16 protein-coding genes and 2 pseudogenes are annotated in these 18,679 nt (G+C 73.0%); 5 read left to right on the top strand and 13 right to left on the bottom strand.

Annotated features, from left to right (window positions below; genetic code table 11):
* The first annotated feature begins 80 nt into the window (after positions 1-80).
* Together Phou_RS22750 and Phou_RS22755 are read left to right on the top strand one after the other, a co-directional pair.
* Positions 81-458, top strand: a complete 378-nt coding sequence (locus tag Phou_RS22750; protein WP_173058844.1) for a DUF742 domain-containing protein — start codon at positions 81-83, stop codon at positions 456-458.
* A gap of 1 nt (position 459) precedes the next feature.
* Positions 460-1,050: a GTP-binding protein gene (locus tag Phou_RS22755; protein ID WP_173057853.1), complete on the top strand. Its 591-nt coding sequence runs from the start codon at positions 460-462 to the stop codon at positions 1,048-1,050.
* 140 nt (positions 1,051-1,190) lie between these two features.
* Here Phou_RS22755 and Phou_RS22760 read toward each other — a convergent pair whose 3' ends face one another.
* Together Phou_RS22760 and Phou_RS22765 are read right to left on the bottom strand one after the other, a co-directional pair.
* Entirely contained in the window at positions 1,191-3,953 is a 2,763-nt protein-coding gene (locus Phou_RS22760; RefSeq protein ID WP_246273686.1) for a transposase, read from the bottom strand.
* Between the two features lie 61 nt (positions 3,954-4,014).
* Positions 4,015-5,004 (bottom strand): SatS C-terminal domain-containing protein, encoded by a 990-nt coding sequence (locus Phou_RS22765; protein WP_173057854.1) that lies wholly within the window; start codon positions 5,002-5,004, stop codon positions 4,015-4,017.
* Between the two features lie 145 nt (positions 5,005-5,149).
* Between Phou_RS22765 and Phou_RS22770 the strand changes: the two genes are divergently transcribed.
* Positions 5,150-5,491 carry a PadR family transcriptional regulator gene (locus Phou_RS22770; RefSeq protein ID WP_173057855.1) on the top strand — a complete coding sequence of 114 codons (342 nt, stop codon included), beginning with the start codon at positions 5,150-5,152 and terminating at the stop codon, positions 5,489-5,491.
* On the opposite strand, the gene Phou_RS22775 is transcribed toward Phou_RS22770, so the two are convergent.
* The 10 genes and pseudogenes from Phou_RS22775 to deoC form a co-directional block, all read right to left on the bottom strand.
* A complete protein-coding gene (locus Phou_RS22775; protein WP_173057856.1) occupies positions 5,481-6,170 on the bottom strand; it encodes a permease prefix domain 1-containing protein in 690 nt (229 codons plus the stop codon). The genes Phou_RS22770 and Phou_RS22775 overlap by 11 nt on opposite strands.
* A 50-nt stretch (positions 6,171-6,220) precedes the next feature.
* A pseudogene (gene cydC / locus Phou_RS22780) lies at positions 6,221-7,954 on the bottom strand (thiol reductant ABC exporter subunit CydC); the annotation flags it as partial.
* On the bottom strand, positions 7,852-9,504 hold the full coding sequence (gene cydD / locus Phou_RS22785; protein WP_173057858.1) for a thiol reductant ABC exporter subunit CydD: 1,653 nt from the start codon (positions 9,502-9,504) through the stop codon (positions 7,852-7,854). The gene cydD and the pseudogene cydC, both read right to left, overlap by 103 nt.
* Positions 9,501-10,511, bottom strand: coding sequence for a cytochrome d ubiquinol oxidase subunit II (locus Phou_RS22790; protein WP_173057859.1), 1,011 nt, complete (start codon positions 10,509-10,511; stop codon positions 9,501-9,503). The genes cydD and Phou_RS22790 overlap by 4 nt, the downstream gene beginning before the upstream one ends.
* Before the next feature lie 11 nt (positions 10,512-10,522).
* The gene (locus Phou_RS22795) at positions 10,523-11,785 is read right to left on the bottom strand and encodes a cytochrome ubiquinol oxidase subunit I (RefSeq protein WP_173057860.1); all 1,263 of its coding nucleotides are present in this window, start codon (positions 11,783-11,785) and stop codon (positions 10,523-10,525) included.
* Between the two features lie 114 nt (positions 11,786-11,899).
* Positions 11,900-12,838, bottom strand: a complete 939-nt coding sequence (locus Phou_RS22800) for a M56 family metallopeptidase (RefSeq protein WP_173057861.1) — start codon at positions 12,836-12,838, stop codon at positions 11,900-11,902.
* Positions 12,839-12,873: 35 nt separating this feature from the next.
* Positions 12,874-13,209, bottom strand: a pseudogene (locus Phou_RS22805) (BlaI/MecI/CopY family transcriptional regulator); the annotation flags it as partial.
* A 362-nt stretch (positions 13,210-13,571) separates the two neighbouring features.
* Positions 13,572-14,393, bottom strand: coding sequence for an aldehyde dehydrogenase family protein (locus Phou_RS22810; RefSeq protein WP_173057863.1), 822 nt, complete (start codon positions 14,391-14,393; stop codon positions 13,572-13,574).
* On the bottom strand, positions 14,386-15,810 hold the full coding sequence (locus Phou_RS22815) for an aldehyde dehydrogenase family protein (RefSeq protein ID WP_173057864.1): 1,425 nt from the start codon (positions 15,808-15,810) through the stop codon (positions 14,386-14,388). Before Phou_RS22815 ends, Phou_RS22810 begins: the two co-directional genes overlap by 8 nt.
* 2 nt (positions 15,811-15,812) lie before the next feature.
* Positions 15,813-16,766 (bottom strand): deoxyribose-phosphate aldolase, encoded by a 954-nt coding sequence (deoC, locus tag Phou_RS22820; RefSeq protein ID WP_173057865.1) that lies wholly within the window; start codon positions 16,764-16,766, stop codon positions 15,813-15,815.
* 38 nt (positions 16,767-16,804) lie between these two features.
* Here deoC and upp point away from each other — a divergent pair, with 38 nt between their 5' ends.
* Positions 16,805-17,437, top strand: a complete 633-nt coding sequence (gene upp, locus Phou_RS22825; protein ID WP_173057866.1) for a uracil phosphoribosyltransferase — start codon at positions 16,805-16,807, stop codon at positions 17,435-17,437.
* 4 nt (positions 17,438-17,441) lie between these two features.
* Here upp and Phou_RS22830 read toward each other — a convergent pair whose 3' ends face one another.
* Entirely contained in the window at positions 17,442-17,930 is a 489-nt protein-coding gene (locus Phou_RS22830) for an NUDIX hydrolase (protein ID WP_173057867.1), read from the bottom strand.
* Positions 17,931-17,980: 50 nt separating this feature from the next.
* On the opposite strand from Phou_RS22830, the gene Phou_RS22835 reads away from it, so the two are divergent.
* A complete protein-coding gene (locus Phou_RS22835; RefSeq protein WP_173057868.1) occupies positions 17,981-18,679 on the top strand; it encodes a GOLPH3/VPS74 family protein in 699 nt (232 codons plus the stop codon).

Below are 18,679 nucleotides of genomic sequence, written 5' to 3' on the forward strand. Positions count from 1 at the left end.
GCGGTCCGACATAGGGGGCCGCATGTGCACGGATTCTGTTCGAGATTTCTTCGGGTCGACAGGAGGGGGTGAACGGCATGATGGCGGAACGCGATGAGCCGACCGGCGCGCTGGTCCGGCCGTACGCCGTTACCCGTGGCCGGACCCGTCCCAGGCTTGAAATCGCGCTTGAAGCGCTCGTGGAGACCACCGTGCGAGGACGGTCTGCGGGCGCGACCAAGGGCGGTCAGGGCCGGGAGCATCAATACATCGCCGCGCTCTGTGACGGCCGGCTGCAGTCGCTTGCGGAGATCGCCGCGCGGATGCAGCTCCCGCTCGGGGTGGCGCGGGTCCTCATCGCCGACATGGCCGCCGACGGCCTGCTGGCGGTGTACGAGCCGACGTCCCTCGACGACGCCAACGACGCGGTGGGCACTGAACTGCTGGAGAGGGTGCTGAGTGGACTTCGCAGGCTCTGATATGTCGCAACGCCCGCCGATGACGGGGCGCGTGACGTCGGCGAAGATCGTCATCGCCGGTGGGTTCGGCGTAGGTAAGACGACGCTGGTCGGCTCGGTCTCCGAGATCACGCCGCTGACCACCGAGGCGATCATGGCGTCGGCCGGTGTCGGCGTCGACGACACCCGGCAGGTGCCGGGTAAGACGACCACCACCGTGGCCATGGACTTCGGCCGCATCTCGATCGACCGCGACCTGATCCTGTACCTGTTCGGCACGCCTGGCCAGACCCGGTTCTGGTTCATGTGGGACGAGCTGGTGCGGGGCGCCATCGGTGCGGTCGTGCTCGTGGACACGCGTCGACTCGCCGACTGCTTCGCGGCGATCGACTTCTTCGAGCACCGCCGGCTGCCGTACCTGGTCGCCATCAACTGCTTCGACGGCATGCAGTACCACGACCCGCAGGACGTGCGCGACGCGCTCGCCATCTCCAGCGAGATCCCCGTGGTCAGCTGCGACGCCCGCAACCGCGAGTCCACAAAGCACGTTCTCATCTCCCTGGTGGAGTACGTGCTGAGCATGCGCCGCTCCCGGGCGGTCGCACCCGCCTGACGGGCTCGTAACACCTCGCCGCCGGCGGGCAGTAGCCCGTCGGCGGCTGCATGCTGCCACCGTTCGCGAGCCGCACCCTCCACGATGCACAGACAAAAGCGCCGAGCCCGCGAGGGCCCGGCGCTTTTACGTGTCCAGCGTCAGGAGCGGTAACCGGCCGAGCGGTACTCGTCTTCGCGGTCGACCGAGTCGCGGCTGAAGTCCCAGCCGCCGGCCGACTCACGACCCGGGCGACCGCCGACGGCGTAGCCGCCGATCTCCTGCCCACGGCGCCAGCCGCGGAAGTAGCCGGTGGTGTGCGCGGCGATGCTCTGCGCGTCGCGGACGATGCGCAGCGGGCGCTCCTCGCGGGGAGGCAGGGCGGAGCCGGGCACCAGGTTGGCCTGGGGCACGCGGCGGGGCAGGCCGGAGGTCGTCTCGGCGCCTACAGAGGGCGTCGCGGCCTGTGACGCGGCCCGCCAGCCGGTGTCGGCGGACGAGGTCCAGTCGAGCTTGTTTTCGTCTTCCGGGTGACCGACGAACCAGGCCGAGCGGGTCTCCGCGAAGATCAGCAGGTCGCCGTCGCCCTCCTCGGCCACCGGGACGGCGCTGCGCTCGACCGCGCGGCGCGAGCGGGCCGTGCGGGCGCCACGGTCGCTCGCCTCGGCGTCGACAAGGCGGAGCGACGGGGTGTCCAGCGCGGTCATGCCGCTGAGCGGACGGTCGTCGAGCGCGCGGTCGGACAGCGGCGGCGGCTCCACCAGGCGCAGCATCGGCGGCTCCTGGGGAAGGTCGTCCGCCTGCCACGGCGGCGTCACCCGACCGTCCTTAGCGGCCGGCTGAGCGGGCCGATCGAGCTCGCTGTATCCCGAGTAGGGTCGGTCACCGTTTGCCCGCTGGTGTGTCCCTCCGCGGGCCGCAGGCTCGGTCTCCGTGCGCGGCATCTCCGCGCGCTGCCGGGCGGCCGGCTCGGAACGGGCCGGAGGCTCGGCGTCCAGACGGGACCGGGACGGCTCGGAGTCAAAGCGGGCGCGGTCGTTGTCGGACGAGTTGACCAGGGGCCAAGCGGCGCGAGAGCCGGGCTCGGGCGCGTGTCGTGGCAAAGGCACACTCAAATCCGTAGCACCAAAACCACTCTGAGTGGGCGCGCCACCCTGAGTCGCCGCCGGAACGTCCTGCCTGGTGGTCGGGCGGGGCGGGATCGGCGTAGGGCGCTGGCGCTCGGCGCGCGCGTTGTTGATCGCGGCCGTCGTGAGCGTGGCGCGGAACGGCTCCCCGCTGTCGGCCGGCGCTATCCCACGCTGGCTCGGCACCGCCGCGGCGGGCGCGATCGGCGTGATGCCGGGCGGTGGGGGCGGCGGCGCGGAGACCGGCCGGTTGCTCACCGGCTCGGGGGTGCGCGGCGGCTCCATGCGGGGCGGCTCGGGCGCGCGCGGCGGCTCGGGCCGGGACAGCGGCAACGCGATCTGGGCGGTGTCGGTCATGCCGCCGCTGCCGTAGAGCGTCGGGGTCGCGGGCCGGGCCGGCGGAGCCGACGAGCGGATCGGCAGCGGGGTCGGGGCGCTGATCGCGGCCGGCGCGACCGGCGGGCGGCTGGCCGGGGGCGGCGCGACGGGCGGGCGCACGACCGGCTGGGCCGAGGCGGCCGGCGCGATCGGCGGCGCGGAAGCGGGCGCGACCGGGGAAACCGAGGCCGCCGCGGCAGCGGGCCGGGCCGGGGGCTCGGCGTGGCGACGGCCGGTGTCTCCACCGCGCGCGGCGGCGGGCCGGTTGACCGGCGGGGGTGCGACCGGCGGCCGCGAGACCGGCGGGGGTGCCACGGGCGGCGTCGTCACCGCGTGCGGGGTCGCTGGACCGGCGCTGGCGGCTGCGGGCTCCGGACGGGCCCGGCGCCCGACACGGGTCGGCGCGGGCTCCTCGGCCGGCGGGCGGACCGCGTGCAGGCCGGTGCTCGGGGGAGCGGACTGCGCCGAAGCGACCGCGGCCGCGCGGCGCAACGTGCTTCGCCGGCCCGTGGGGGTGGCGGCCGGAGGCGCGGTCAGGCGGGCGCTGAGCGTGGAGATGAGGGCATCGCAGCCGAGGTCGCAGGCGCGCACGGCGGCGACCGCCTGCCGCACGGTCTCGGAGATGGCCGGGACCAGCGCTTTGCTCGTGCCGCCGCGGCGGGGGGTCTCCGCGATCGCCACGCGCAGCGCGGTGATCTTGTCGGAGACCGTCTCGGCGTCGGCCACGCCCTCGGCCACGAGCTGGCCGATCACCGCGTCGGTGGCGGAGGCGGACTCGCGCCCACGGCTGCTGACGCTGCCATTGAGGAGGCTGGGCTCCGGCAGGGCGTCGAGGACCGCGAGCGAGACGGGCTCGGCCGGGTCAGGGTAGGCGCGCAGCGCTGCCGGGTAGAGCTCGCGGAGCACCTCGCGCAGCGCGACAGCGGCGGAGAGCCGGCCATTGCAGAGGGCGGCGTGCGCGGCGAGCACCGGCTTGTACGACAAGAGGTCGCGCGGCACGGGCAAGGCGACGGCGGAGAGCGCACCGGCCTGCAGAGCGCGGGCGAGACCGACCGCGCGCCGCTCGGCGGCGGGCGACTCCATCTCCTCCACCGATTCGTCATCGGCAAAGCGCTCTGCGTAATCGTCGACCGCGTCGTCATCGGCGATGGCGAGCGGGCGCCCGGCTGCGGTGAGGAGCGACGTGACCAGGTGGTCATCGCTGTCCGCGGCGATCGCCACGCCGGTCGGCCCGCTTGACCGCTCCACGAGCAGCGCACCCAGCTGGGCATAGCCCGCCGGATCGTCGCTTACCTCGCAGACGTCGAGCAGCCGCCCCGCGTCGTCGACCACGGCGACTGTCAGACGCGACTCGGCCGAGGCCGCTTGCGCTGTCTGATCCGCCGACGCCAGACCGCAGTACACGCGCACGAGCGCCACGGCGTCGTCCTCCTCCCCGGACTTGAGCGTGTGCCAAGGACTGATGCTCCCTGGTGAGGGGTCAGTCGCGCCAGTCCACAGCGGCAGAGATCTTGCCGATAATCGTGCGCCAGCCGAGACTTGCCTGTTGTGCCCCGATTTTCTTCAACCGGCGGCGACCCCTGAACGCACCGAGACCGCCACCTGCGGCGGAACGAAGTGCCTCGTCAAGGTCATCAAGCGGTGACCCGGTGGACAGGGCGGTAAGGACCGGTGTGAGGCGCAGAGCGTACGACAGGTCGCGCGCCGCCTCACCCGCCTCGATCAGCAGGTTGAAGTCCCAGGTGTCGTGCCCACCGCGCAGGTTTTCCACGACGAGATCCAGCTCGTACGAATCTTCGTCCGAAGGCGCCACGTCGGCCGGCTGGATCCGCTCGACCAGCTCGGCCCACCCGTCCACCTGGGCGAGGTCGTTCGGCGCGCCGGAGCGCACGAAGGTCACCAGCGACTCGGGGCTCTTGAACAGCAGCAGGCGCCCCCGGTGGCTGAGGAAGACCGGAACCTCCTCGGCCCGCTCCTCCTCCTCTTCCTCTTCTTCCTCGTCCTCGAAGTCTTCGGCCGACGGCTCGTCCGAGTCTTCGTCGCGCGCGTGCTTGCCGCGGCGCTGGAACTCCTCGGTGCGGTCGTCGTCCTCCTCTTCGTCCTCGTCGCCGGGGAAGTCGTCGTCGAGGATGACCACGGTCTCGTCGTCGTCATCCGTCACCGCGTGCTTGGCCTTCGCGGCGAACGGGTCGTCGTCGTCCCGGTCGCCGATCTCGGTCGGCGTGAGCGAGGTGGAGAGCCGGTACGCCCGGAGCGTGTAGCCCACGCCCGAAGGCAGGGCGATCTCGACTGGATCGATCTTCGTGTCGGCCCACAGCGACGACGAGCCGCCCGACGCGGCGGCCGGCGAAGTCTCCTCGTCCTCGTCGTCGTCTTCCTCTTCGAGCTCGGCCTCGTCGAGATCTTCGTCGATCTCAAGCTCGGGCTCGGGCTTGTCGGCGTCCGGCCGGTTGGGCGACTGGCGGGCCACGCTGACCTCCGTGTGGGCTCAGGTCCGGCACCGGCCCGATGGCTGTCGGGTCGGCGACTCTGCGCACACAGTAGTAGCCCATCCTGCGCGATGAACGCCCGCACCCCGTTGGAGAAGCACTCGCATATCGGTAGCCTTACTACCTATGAAGTCGCAAGCCCTGCACGGACACCTCGATGCGCTGCTGCTTTCCGTGCTGGAGGGCGGTGCGCTGCACGGTTACGCGATCATCGAAGCGCTCAAGTCGCGCAGCGGCGGCACGCTCAACCTACCCACCGGCACCATCTATCCCGCGCTGCGCCGGCTCGAGCGCGCCGGGCACGTGGAGAGCGAGTGGAGCACCGTAAATGGGCGGGAGCGCCGGACCTACCGGCTGACCGGCTCCGGCCACCGCGCGCTCGCCGGGGAGCGGGCCAGCTGGCAGGAGCTCAGCACGACGGTGAGCCGCTTTCTCGGCGCGGAGGGCCCGCCACCGGCTACGACGTGAGCGTGAGCCGCTTGGGTGCCGCGGTCACGCAGGTGACCGCCGAGTGCACCAGCCAGGCGTACGCCGCGGCCACCACCAGCCCGCCCGCCACCATCGGCGGCCAGGTGAGCGCCGCGTCCCACAGCGAGAGCGACCAGAGGTAGATGACGGTGCCGGCGAGCCAGGTCAGGCCGACGATCGAGAGCGTGACAAGCCCGATCGCCCGGACGGTCACGCGACCGGTGTGGCGTCCGCGCCGGGCGGCCCAGGTCAGCCAGAGGTACACGGCCATCGCCAGACCTGCCCACACGTAGCCGAGGTAGTCCTGCGCCCGGGAGATCAGCAGGTAAACCTCGGGCGGGTGGGGACCGGTCGTCGAGGTGGACCACGGCGAGCCCCGCCACATGAAGTCGGCCAGCGTCGTGAAGAGCACCGGGACCAGCACCATCTTGAGCGCCAGCCGCCGGGCCGCGCCGAGCCCCAGCTCGGACTGGTAGGCCGGGGCCAACGACCGGACCTCGCCGAACTCGGCCACCGCGAGCCGCTCAGCCTCCGTGCGGGTCAGCCCGTCCTCCTGGTACGCCTCCGCCGCGTCGGCCAGCCCGTGCCGCGCCTCGCGCAGCATGTCGCCCTTGAGCCGGCCGGGGCCGGTGAGGACACGGTCCAGCGTCCGGACGTACTCGTCGATCGGGGCGTGCATGGCCCCGAGCGTGCCACGCGCCCGCCCCGCGTGACATCCGGGTGCCGCCCCTAAGGGCGTCGTGCGGTGACGTACCCGCGCTCGGCGGCCTCCTGGGCGAGCCACTGGTCGCGGTACCAGCCGGGAGCTTCGACGAGCTCGGAGTGCGTGCCGCGCGCCACCACCCGCCCGGCGTCCAGCACCATCACCTCGTCCAGGCCCTCCAGCCCGCGCAGCCGGTGCGTGACGAGCACCACGGCGCCACGGGCGGCGCCGAGCACCCCGGACAGGACCTCGTCGGCCGCCGCGGGGTCGAGGCCCTCGGTGGGCTCGTCGAGCAGGAGCACTGCCGGGTCGAGCAGCACCGCGCGGGCCAGTGCCAGGCGCTGCCGCTGCCCGCCGGAGAGCTGGCCGCCGTCCTCGCCCACCATCGTGTCCCAGCCGTCCGGCTGCTCCCGTACCCAATCCAGGAGCCCGGCGGCCGCGCAGGCCGCGGCCAACTCCTCGTCGGTGGCGTCCGGGCGGCCGAGGAGGAGGTTTTCCCGCACCGTGGCGTGAAACACGTGTGCCTCGGCGAGCAGGCCGCCCACCTCCCGCGGCGACCCGCCCCACTCGGCCAGCGTCGCGAGCAGCGTGCTCTTGCCCGCGCCGCTCGGACCCACGACGCCGAGGCGGCGGCCGGGCGGCAGGTCGACCCGGACGCCGTCGAGCGCGGCCGGGCCGTCGGGCCGGTACCGCACCGTGATGTTCGAGATGTCCACGGCGGGCGGCGCCTCGGCGGCGGGCACGGGCGGCGAAAGGAGCGCGGAGACCCGCGCGAGCGGCGCGCGCAGCTCGGTCAGCTGCCGGGCGGCGGCGACGAGCGCGAGGCAGGTCTCCACGGCGGCGAGCGTGCCGACCGCCAGGACGCCGACCAGCACCCCGTCCACATCCGCGCGCAGCGCGATCGCCGCCACCGCGCCCGCGGTCGCACCGGAGACCAGCACGCCGGCCGCGTCCACCGCCCATCCCGCGGTGGCGAGGCGGCGCTCCAGCCCGGCAAGCTCGCCGGCCCGGCGCCGGGCGGCGTCGAGGGCGGCAGAGGTCGCGCCGTACGCCGCGAGGTCGGCCGCGCCGTGCGTCAGGTCGACCGCGTCGTTGGCGAGCGCACCGCGCAGCGGGGCGACCCGCTCGGCGGTACGGCGGGTCAGCGCGGTGGCCAACCCGGGCAGCGCGATGCCGGCGACCAGCAGCCCCACCGCGAGGGCGGTCGCCGCCGCCGGCGAGATCAGCGCGGCACCACCCACCGCGAGCACGCCGACCGTCGCCGCGGCTGCGCCGGGGACGAGCACCCGCAGCAGCAGGTCCTGCACGGCGTCCACGTCGGACACCATCCGGCTGAGCGCGTCGCCGGAGCGGGCGGCCTCCCGCCGGGTGGCGAGGGTGGCGAAGACCCGCGCGCGTACGTCCGTGAGGATCCGCAGCACCGCGTCGTGGCCGGTGAGCCGCTCGGTGTACCGGAGCACGCCCCGCCCGATCGCCAGCGCGCGCACCGACACGATCGCGACCGTGAGCGCGTTGATCGGCGGCTGCCCCGCGGCGGTCATCAGCAGCCAGGTCGCGGTCGCCATCAGCGCCACGCCAGCGACCTCGGTACCGGCCGCGAGCAACCCCGCGCCGGCCAACCGGCCGAGGTAGGGGCGGGCGAGTCGCAGCACGGCCCTCATGCCGCCGCCTCGGCGAGCGAGACCACGCGCCCGTCGGCCACCCGGATCACCCGGTCGGCTTCGGCGAGCAGTGCGGGGCGATGGGCCACCATCAGCGCGGTACGGCCCACGACAAGCCGCCGCGTCGCGTCGAGCACCGCCGCCTCGGAGCCGCCGTCGAGCCGTGCGGTGGGCTCGTCGAGCAGCAGGATCGGCGCGTCCCGTACGAACGCGCGGGCCAGCGCCACCCGCTGCCGCTGCCCGCTGGACAGGCCGTGCCCCCGCTCGCCGAGCACCGTGTCCAGCCCGTCGGGCAGGGCGTCGACCACCTCGTCCAGCGCGGCCGCCTTGACCGCCATCCGCACCGCCTCGTCCGGGGCGCCGGGCGCGCCGAGCCGGATGTTGTCGGCGAGCGACGCGGCGAACAGGTGGGCCCGCTGCGGCACCCAGGCAAGCCGCTGCCGCCATGCGTCAAGGTCGAGCGTGGCCAGGTCGACGCCGTCGACGAGCACCCGCCCCTCGGTTGGCCGCACGAAGCCGAGCAGCAGCCCGAGCAGCGTGCTCTTGCCCGCACCGCTCGGCCCGATGATCGCCACCCGCTCGCCGGCCCGGACGGTCAGCGAGACGTCCCGGAGAGCGACCGTGCGTTCGTACTCGACCGTGACCGACTCGAGCCGGATCTCCCGCACCGCGCCCGGCGCCACGCCGGCGCGCTCGGAGACCTCCACAGTGGAGAGCGACAGCGCGGCGTCCAGCGCGGTCAGCCCTTCCATGCTCGCGTGGAATCGGGCGCCGGCCGCGCGCAGCGGCAGGTACGCCTCGGGGGCGAGCAGCAGCACCAGCAACGCCGTCTCCAGCCCCACGCCACCCTGCAGCAGCCGGAGGCCGATCGGCACCGCGACCAGCGCCACCGAGAGCGTCGCGACAAGCTCGAGCACCATCCCGGAGAGGAAGGCGATCCGCAGGGTACGCATCGTGGCCGCGCGGTGCTCGTCGGCCATCCGGTGGACCACCTCGACCTGCGCCCGCTCCCGCCCGAACGCGCGCAGGGTGGGCAGCCCGGACACCATGTCGAGGAAGTGGCCGCCGAGCAGCGAGAGCCGCCGCCACTGCCGCTTGGTCGCCGCCTCGGTCTGCCACCCGAGCAGCGCCCCGAAGATCGGGATCAGCGGCAGCGTCACCGCCACGATCAGCGCCGAGCTCCAGTCGGCGAAGACCATCCGCCCCAGCACCGCCACCGGCACGGTCACGCCGAGCACGAGCTGCGGCAGATAGCCGGTGAAGTACGCGTCCAGCGCGTCAAGCCCGCGCCCGGCCAGCGTGGCGATCTCGCCGGCCCGCTGCCCGGCCACCCAGCCCGGACCGCGCCGCCCGACCGCGGCCAGCAGCTCGCCCCGCAGCGCCGCCTTCACCGTGGCCGCCGCGCGGGCCGCCACGACGCCCTGCCCCCACACCACGCCCGCCCGGGCGGCCACCGCGGCCACAAACCCGGCCAGCGCCGCCCGGTCCAACCGCCCGCCGGCCGCGCCGGCCAGCAGCGCCGCCAGCGTGGTGGCCTGCGCGATCACGATCAGCGCGGCGGCCACGCCCAGGAGTCCGAGCGCGGCGAACTGACGCCGGGTCGCGGGGACCCGGCGTAGCAGGCGTGGATCGAAAGGCCGGCGACTCACCAGTACACCGGCGCCCGACCGTCGATCCGTCCGCGGAAGATCCACCAGGACATCACCTGGAAGCTTAGTAAGACCGGAATCAGCGGTACCGCGAGCCAGCTCAGCAGCCGCAGCGTGGGACCGCTCGCGGCCGCGTCCGCCACGGTGAGGCTGGCCGCCGGGTCGGCGGTCGAGACGAGCGCGTAGGGCCACAACCCCACCCCGACGAGCGCGACCGGCACGACCAGGGCCACCGACGTGGCGGCGAAACCCACGCCGGGCCGCCCCCGTGCGAGCGCGCCGCCGGCGACCACCAGGGCGGCCACGAGCAGGCACAACAGGGGTACCGCCGCGGCTGGGCGCTGCACCGCGTCGCGTACCCGTGCGGAAAGAAGACCGGCGACGGTGGTGGCGGCGACCGCGGCGAGCGCCCACGGCACCAGCCGGCGGCCCAGCCGGGCGTGCCCGCCCTCGGGCAGGCGGAGCGCGAGGAACGCGGCGCCGTGCACCGCCGCGAGCGTGACCAGCGTCACGCCGGAAAGCGCGGTGAACGGCGTGACCACGTGCCCGACGCCCTCGACGTGCCCGTCCTCGTGCAGCGGTACGCCCTGCAGGAGCCCGCCGAGGACCGCGCCCCAGCCGAACGCGGCGAGCGCGCTGCCCCCGATGAGGGCGCGGTCCCAGGCGTCGCTGGCCCGTTGCGGCTTTCCGGCGGTGAGCGCCTGGCTGCGCAGCTGCATCGCGGCGGTGACCGTGAGCACGCCGAGCAGCGCCAGCATCACGGCCGGGTAGAGGCCGGACAGCAGCTCACCCTCCAGCATCGGGAACGCGCCGAAGAGGATGCCGACCGCCGCCACGAGCCACACCTCGTTGCCGAGGAAGAACGGGCCGACCGCGGTCAACACCGCCCGCCGGTCCGCGCCGCCGCGGGCCCGGGCGAGCAGCAGCCCCGATCCGTAGTCGTAGCCGCCGAGCACCAGGTAGGCGGCGAAGAAGAGGCCGAGCAGGCAGTACCAGATCGTCACCACGGGTGCCTCCGTCAGGCCAGGACCGGCTCGGGCCGGTCGGCGGGTTCGGCGAGCGGCTCGTCCGGCCGGCGGCCGAGCGCGGGGTCGGCGGTGCCCCGGTGCGCGACGCGGGCGAGGAGCACCCAGTCGGCGACCGCGAGGCCGAGCAGCAGCACGGTGAAGCCGATGTACGAGGTGAGCATCACCGCGCCGCTCGTCCTGGTCACGGCGTCTTCGGTGCGCAGCAGGCCGTACACGGCCCAGGGCTGGCGGCCGACCTCCCGGAACAGCCACCCGAAGATCGCCGCGACGAACGGCAGCGGGGTGGCGACCAGCAGCAGGTAGAGCGGCACCTTCAGGCGGATGATCCAGTCGCGGTAGAAGAACGGGATGAACACCCAGACCCACATCAGCGTGAACGCGATGAGGATCATGAAGCCGAGCGGCGCGCCCACCCACGCCGGCGGCAGATAGTCGGCCGGACTCCCGCCGAACCGCGCGGCGAAGTCGGCCGCCGCGGCCGCCTTGTCCTCCTCGCTGCCGAACTTGGTCGGCTGGATCTCGCCGAGGTAGCCGAACTGGGCGAAGCCGAAGCCCATCACGAGCGAGGTGCCGAGGCTCGCGGTGACCACACCGATCCGCAGCGACTTGCGGAACGCCTCGTAGTCCGGGGTACGGCGGATCAGCTGCCACGCGCTGATCCCGGCCACCAGGAAGCCGCCGGTGGTCAGCGCGGCCGACACCACATGGCCGAACGCGTTGCCGAACGCCGGGTTGCGCAGCAGCGCGCCGAAGTCGGCGAGGTGCGCGACGCCCCCGTCCTCGCGGTACCCCACGGGATTCTGAAGCCACGAGTTGGCGACGAGGATCCAGAAGGCCGACGCGTACGCGGTGATGGCGACGCCATAGAGGAGGGCGAGGTGCGCGCCGCGCCGCAGCCGGTGCCACCCGAAGATCCACATGCCGAGCAGCGTGGACTCCAGGAAGAACGCCACCAGCGTCTCGATCGCCAGCGGTGCGCCGAAGACGTTTCCGACGTAGCGCGAGAGGCCGCTCCAGTTCAGCCCGAACTGGAACTCCATCACGATGCCCGTGGTGATGCCGAGCGCGTAGTTGACCAGGTAGAAGGTCCCCCAGAAGCGGGTCAGCCGCTCGTACACCGGCTTGCGGGTGACGAACCACGCGGTCTGCAGGTAGACCAGCAGCGTGACGAGGCCGAGCGTGACGAGCACGAAGAGGAAGTGGATCGAGGTGGTGGTCGCGAACTGAAGGCGCGCGAGGAGAAGCGGGTCCATAAGCCCTCCCAGGTCGACTCTTCAGTCAGCCTACATGTAGAGCGTCTACCTAATACTACGACGCCCCGTAGTAGATGACAGTACAGTGATGCCCGGACCCGGCCCTGGCGAGGGCTAACCGATGAAGAGAGCGACCGTCGTGACGACGAGGGTCGCGGTGACGCCGAGCGCGATCGCGCCGCGGACCCGCGGTGGCCGCGCGCCGATGAGCAGCCGGTGCACGCGCGCGTCGATGTGGCTGTCGGCGACGCTGAGCGTGATCGGCAGCGGGCGGGTGGCCCGGCTCTCGGCGATGCCGAGCGCGCCGGCCGGCGTCACGCGGGACGGCGCCGAGGCGAAGCGCAGGAGCGCGGCCGCGAGCGCGCCGTCCATGTGCAGCCGCCGGGCCCGGTCGTCGGCCCGCATCTCGACAAGCAACGCCACGGTGTCGCGCGCGGCGTGCACCCAGGCCGCCCATGGCAGCGCCCGGCACAGCGCGGTGAACGGGAGCAGCACCAGATCGTGCCGCTCGTCGGCGTGCGCCTGCTCGTGGCTGAGCACCGCGGCGAGCTGGGGCCGGTCGAGCAGGCTGAGCGTGCCGGCACTGACCACGACGGTCGGGCGCACGCCGGGCAGGCAGTAGGCGGCGGCGCTCGGGTGGTCGAGCACCAGCGCACCCGGCGCGGCCGGGTCGTCGCGGGCGACGAGCGTGAGCAGGTCGCGGTGGCGGCGCTGGGCGCTGAGGGCGCGGAGGCCGCAGACGACGGTGGTGCCGATCAGCACGCCGCCGACGGCGAACCCGCCCGCCACCGACACCGCGTGCGCCAGCCCGAAGCCCGGAGCCAGCTCACCCGAGGCGAGCCGCACCAGCGCGTCGCCCACGCCGTCGTTGTAGGGCGCGAGCCCGGCCGCGAGGGGCAGGCCGATCGCCGCCAGGCCGAGGGCGAGCCCCACCGCCTGCCAGCAGATGATCGCCACGCGCGGCGAGTTGTACGTCCACGTGGAACGGGTGAGCACCTGGGCGATGGCGTAGCACGCCAGCACGGCGACGGCGAAATGCACGGCGTACACCATCGCGGTCAGTCTTTCCCGTCCGCGGCTTCCTGATCCAGGGCCGCCCGCAGGACCTCGGCCTCCGTGCCGCTCACCGAGCGGGCGAAGCGCACGAGCGCCGCGTCGCGGCTGCTGGAGAGGTCGAGGGCGTCGAGCATGAGCTGAGCGATGTACGCCTCGCGGCTGGCCGCCGGCCGGTAGCTCCACGCCCGCCCGGCCCGCTCCCGCTCAACCATTTCCTTGCCGGCGAGCCGGTCCAGGACCGTCATGACCGTGGTGTACGCCAGCTCGCGGTTGTGCAGGGCCTCGGCGACCTCCCGCACGGTCAACGGCGTGCCGCGATCCCACAGCACGTCCATGACCGCACGTTCCAACTCACCTAGCCGCATCACGCCATCGATCCTACCGACCCACCCCGCGTATCCGCCTCCGTACGTCCCACCCCTTGGGGTAGGCAGTCCACTGGCCGCGTCGGCACGCTGTCCAGGTGAGGAGTGCCGTGATCACGCTGCCGGTCGACCTGCGCGAACCGCAGCGCGGCGCGGGACCTCTGGCACTCGGACGTCCGTCGCCGGATCGCCGGGCTCCGCCCGAACGCCTACACCGGTCAGGGCTTGCGGATCACCAGGACGGCACCCGACCGACCGCCGGGACGCCACCGTCGAGTTCTTCAAGCTCGGCGCCTCCGGCGCCTACGAGCGCACCGGCCAGGCCGCCTCACCACGCTTGAGTCGGGCGGTTAGCTGCCTGGTTCTCAGACGCCCTTGGGGTGCCAGACGGTCTTGGTCTCCAGGAAGGCGGTCATGCGGCCGATCCCCGGGTCCGCGCTCCAGTCCACCGACCCGACCGCCGGGCGCACCACGCGCTTGAGGTTTTCCGCGGCGGCCTCTTCCAGCGACGTCGCCAGCGCCGCCTCGTGTACGCCGGTCAGGTCGAGCCCGTTGACGTCCATGTGGGCGGCCAGCCACGGCGCCGTCTCGGCCACCTTGCCGGTCAGGATGTTGACCACACCACCGGGCAGGTCGGACGTGGCCAGCACCTCCGCGAGCGTGACCGCGGCCAGCGGGCGTCCCTCGGCGGCCAGCACCACCACCGTGTTGCCGGTGACGATCGCGGGCGCCACCACGCTGACCAGGCCGAGCAGCGGGGACTCGGGCGGGGCGACCACGCCGACCACGCCGGTGGGCTCGGGCGAGGAGATGTTGAAGTACGGGCCGGCCACCGGGTTGGCGTTGCCGTACACCTGGGCGATCTTGTCGGACCAGCCGGCGTACCAGACCCAGCGGTCGATGGCCGCGTCCACCTCGGCCTCGGGCTCGCCCAGCGCCACGAACTGGTCGCGCCGCCCCTCCAGCATCTCGGCCGCGCGGTAGAGGATCTGGCCCCGGTTGTACGCCGTGGTGCCCGACCAGCCCTTCACCGCCGCGCGGGCGGCGAGCACCGCGTCGCGCACGTCCTTGCGCGAGGCCAGTGCCACGTTGGCGTCCTGCACGAGATAAGACCGCCCTGACTCGCTCCGTGGAAACTTGCCCCCGATGAAGAGCTTGTACGTCTTCCTGACGGCGAGCCTAGACATCGAGGTAGGCCTCCAACCCGTGCCGGCCGCCCTCGCGACCGTAGCCGGACTCCTTGTACCCGCCGAACGGTGACGTCGGGTCGAACTTGTTGAACGTGTTGGCCCACACCACGCCGGCGCGCAGCCGGTCGGCCATCCACAGGATGCGCGAGCCCTTGTCCGTCCAGACGCCGGCCGAGAGCCCGTACGGCGTGTTGTTGGCTTTTTCGACGGCCTCGGCGGGCGTGCGGAAGGTGAGCACCGACAGCACCGGCCCGAAGATCTCCTCGCGGGCGATGCGGTGCGCCTGCGTCACGCCCGTGAAGATCGTCGGCGCGAACCAGAACCCCCGGTCGGGCAGCTCACACGGGGGCGACCAGCGGGCGGCACCCTCGGAGGCGCCGATGTCCGAGAGCGTGCGGATGCGCTCCAGCTGCGCGGCGGAGTTGATCGCGCCGATGTCGGTGTTCTTGTCCAGCGGGTCGCCGACGCGCAGCAGCGCCATCCGCCGCTTGAGGGAGGCGAGCACCTCGTCGTACACCGACTCCTGGATCAGCAGCCGCGAACCGGCGCAGCAGACGTGCCCCTGGTTGAAGAAGATGCCGTTGACGATGCCCTCGACGGCCTGGTCGATCGGGGCGTCATCGAAGACGATGTTGGCCGCCTTGCCGCCGAGCTCCAGCGTGAGCTTCTTGCGGGTGCCGGCCACCGCGCGCGCGATGGCCCGCCCCACGTCCGTCGACCCGGTGAACGCCACCTTGTCGACGCCCGCGTGCGACACCAGCGCGTGCCCGGTCTCACCCGCGCCGGTCACGATGTTGACCACGCCGGGTGGCAGCTCGGCCTCCTGGCAGATCTCCGCGAAGACGAGCGCGGTCAGCGGCGTCGTCTCGGCCGGCTTGAGCACGACCGTGTTGCCGGCGGCCAGCGCGGGCGCGATCTTCCAGGCCAGCATGAGCAGCGGGAAGTTCCACGGGATGACCTGGCCGGCGACGCCGACCGGCCGCGGCGAGGGGCCGAAGCCGGCGTACCCCAGCTTGTCGGCCCACCCCGCGTAGTAGAAGAAGTGGGCGGCGACGAGCGGCACGTCGACGTCGCGGGACTCGCGGATCGGCTTGCCGTTGTCGAGCGACTCCAGCACGGCCAGCTCGCGCGCCCGCTCCTGGATGATGCGGGCGATGCGGAAGAGGTACTTGGCCCGCTCGCGGCCGGGCATCTTCGACCACACGTCGTCGTACGCCGCGCGCGCCGCCCGCACCGCACCGTCTACTTCGGACTCGGTGGCCCAGGCGACCTCGGCGAGCACTTCCTCGTTGGCCGGGTTGACCGTCTTGTTGCGTACCTCGCCGTCTATCCACTGCCCGTTGACGAACAGGCCGTAGGACGGCTTGATGTCCACAATGGAGCGCGACTCGGGCGCGGGAGCGTATTCGAACATCGTCAGTCCACAGTGAAGTAGTCCGGACCGGAGTAGCGCCCGGTCGCCAGCTTTGTACGCTGCATCAGCAGGTCGTTGAGGAGCGTGGACGCCCCGAACCGGAACCAGTCCGGGTCGAGCCAGTCTTCGCCCGCGGTCTCGTTGACCACCACGAGGTACTTGATCGCGTCCTTAGTCGTGCGGATGCCACCCGCCGGCTTGACGCCCACCTGCCGCCCCGACGCGGCGCGGAAGTCGCGCACGGCCTCGAGCATCACCAGCGTCACCGGCAGCGTCGCCGCGACCGGCACCTTGCCCGTCGATGTCTTGATGAAGTCGCCGCCGGCCAGCATCGCGAGCCAGGACGCGCGGCGCACGTTGTCGTACGTGGCCAGCTCGCCGGTCTCCAGGATGACCTTGAGGTGCGCGTCGCCGCAGGCGTCCTTGACGGCGACGATCTCGTCGTACACCTCCTGGTACCGCCCGGAGAGGAAGGCTCCCCGGTTGATCACCATGTCGATCTCGTCGGCCCCGGCCGCGACCGCGGCCCTGGTGTCGGCGAGCTTGACGTCGAGCGGTGCCTGCCCGGACGGAAACGCGGTCGCCACGCTGGCCAGGTGGACGCCCGAGCCGGCGAGCTCGGGGGCCGCGACCGGCACCATCGACGGGTAGACGCAGAGCGCGGCGACGGCTGGGCAGGTCGGGTCGGCCGGGTCGGGGCGGCGGGCCTTGGCGGAGAGAGCGCGCACTTTGCCCGGCGTGTCCGCGCCCTCCAGCGTGGTCAGGTCGACCATGCGGATGGCCAGGTCGATGGCCCAGGCCTTGGCGCTCGTCTTGATCGAACGGGTGCTCAGCATCGCGGCCCGCTGCTCGGCGCCGACCTGGTCTACACCGGGCAATCCGTGCAGAAAAGCGCGTAATGTCGCATCAGAGCGCCCTATGTCGGCCAGCGCCGCCGACGTCGCTGTCGCCGTCATACCGCGAGTCTAGACACGCGAACGGTAGGTTGACCGCCGTGGACGTACTCGTCGTTGACCACCCGTTGGCCCAGTCGCGCCTCACCGCCATGCGCGACGCCCGCACCGACTCGGCGGCATTCCGCGCCGCGCTCCACGAGCTCACCACCATGCTCGTGTACGAGGCAGCTCGCACCCTGGCCGTCGAGCACTATCCGATCCAGACGCCGGTCGCCCCGACGCAGGGCACCCGCCTGGCCAACCCGCCGCTGCTGGTGCCGGTGCTGCGGGCCGGCCTGGGCATGGCCGACGCCGCGCTCGCGCTGCTGCCGGAGTCGTCGATGGGGTTCGTGGGGCTGGCCCGCGACGAGCACACGTTCGAGCCGCGGGCGTACATGGAGTCGCTCCCGGTCGACCTCGCCGGGCTGCCGGTCTTCGTGCTCGACCCGATGCTCGCCACGGGCGGCTCGCTGGAGCACTGCTGCCGCCTGCTGGCCGACCGCGGCTGCACCGACATCATCGTGCTCTGCGTGCTCGCCGCCCCCGCCGGCATCGAGCGCCTGGAGCGCTCCGGCCTCCCGTTGCGCCTGGTCACGGCCTCGATCGACGAGGGACTCAACGACAAGGCGTTCATCGTGCCCGGCCTGGGCGACGCCGGCGACCGCCAGTTCGGCGGCATGCCCCGCTTCTAGCCTTTTAGAGCTCGGTGTACGACCAGCTCGTGGCCCGGCCGTTCGCGAACGGCATCACCCCGTGGAAGGGGCGCGGCCGGTCCGCGAACACAAGCGGCAGGAAGTGCCGGTCGCTCTCCCACATGGGCACGCGGCCCGCGAGTACGTCCGCCACGTCGCGCCACACCAGCGTGCCCTCGTGGTTGCGCTCGTACGGCTCGCCGGTCCACTCCGGCACCCGGAAGAGGAAGCCGAACCAGTGCGTGCCGTCCCGCCCGAAGCCTGGCCACGAGACGGTGCCGGCCAGGTCGAGGGCGCCGCACTCGATGCCGGCCTCCTCGCGGATCTCCCGCCGCATCCCGGCCGCCACGTCCTCGTCCGGCTCGAGTTTGCCGCCCAGCCCGTTGTGGTATCCGAAGTGCACGTCGTCCGGTCGCGCGTTGCGATGGATCATGAGCAGTCGGCGCCGGTCAGGCGACAAGACGTACCCGAGCGTCGCGAGTATGGCCTGCACCGGTGGGAGGTTAGTGCATGATCCGCGCGGACCGGCTAGCGTTCCGGGCCATGAGCTCCGTTGCCCTTCCCGAGGAACTGCTGCTGCTCGCGTACGACAACGAGTCCGGCAAAGCCATCGGATCCCGGATCGGCCTTGACCTGGGCATGGCGGCGGCCGTACTGGTGGAGCTGGCCCTGGCCGGCCGGATCGCGTACTCCGACGGCACGATCATCGCGGTCAACGACAAGCCCACCGGCGAGGCCATCGCCGACGACGTGCTGAGCCGGATCGCGGCCGACACCCCGCACACGCCCGCTTCCTGGGTGCAGCGGCTGCGCCACGGGTTGCGCGCCCGCGTGCTGGCCGACCTGTGCGCCCGCGGGGTCATCCGCGACGTCGACGAGACGGCGATGGACGGGTTCGTCCACCTGCACCGCTACCCGACGATCGACGCGTCGGTGGAGACCGAGGTGCGCGATCGGCTCGGCAAGGCGCTGACCGGCGAGGAGATCCCCGCCGAGCGCACGGCGGCGCTGGCCACGCTCGTGGCGGCCGTGCGGATGGAGCCGACGCTGGGCCTGTCCGGCGAGGAGATCCAGGAGGCGCACAGCCAGCTGGAGAAGATCGGCGGCGGCGCCGGCTTCACCGGCAGCGTGAGCCTGGAGGAGTCGACGATCCGCCCCAGCGTCGCGCTGGTCATCGCCGCGCTGGCGAAGGCCATCGAGCAGGCGCTCGGCGCGGCCCGCCCGGCGACCCCCGCCGGCTGA

Origin of the sequence: Phytohabitans houttuyneae, assembly GCF_011764425.1 — a bacterium.
Classification (GTDB): domain Bacteria; phylum Actinomycetota; class Actinomycetes; order Mycobacteriales; family Micromonosporaceae; genus Phytohabitans; species Phytohabitans houttuyneae.

Coding starts and splice junctions, on each gene's coding strand:
- Phou_RS22810 (WP_173057863.1), bottom strand. CDS start 14,393: ATGTCTAGGCTCGCCGTCAGGAAGACGTACAAGCTCTTCATCGGGGGC.
- Phou_RS22815 (WP_173057864.1), bottom strand. CDS start 15,810: ATGTTCGAATACGCTCCCGCGCCCGAGTCGCGCTCCATTGTGGACATC.
- Phou_RS22800 (WP_173057861.1), bottom strand. CDS start 12,838: ATGGTGTACGCCGTGCATTTCGCCGTCGCCGTGCTGGCGTGCTACGCC.
- Phou_RS22750 (WP_173058844.1), top strand. CDS start 81: ATGGCGGAACGCGATGAGCCGACCGGCGCGCTGGTCCGGCCGTACGCC.
- deoC (WP_173057865.1), bottom strand. CDS start 16,766: ATGACGGCGACAGCGACGTCGGCGGCGCTGGCCGACATAGGGCGCTCT.
- Phou_RS22755 (WP_173057853.1), top strand. CDS start 460: ATGTCGCAACGCCCGCCGATGACGGGGCGCGTGACGTCGGCGAAGATC.
- Phou_RS22775 (WP_173057856.1), bottom strand. CDS start 6,170: ATGCACGCCCCGATCGACGAGTACGTCCGGACGCTGGACCGTGTCCTC.
- Phou_RS22770 (WP_173057855.1), top strand. CDS start 5,150: ATGAAGTCGCAAGCCCTGCACGGACACCTCGATGCGCTGCTGCTTTCC.
- Phou_RS22835 (WP_173057868.1), top strand. CDS start 17,981: ATGAGCTCCGTTGCCCTTCCCGAGGAACTGCTGCTGCTCGCGTACGAC.
- Phou_RS22795 (WP_173057860.1), bottom strand. CDS start 11,785: ATGGACCCGCTTCTCCTCGCGCGCCTTCAGTTCGCGACCACCACCTCG.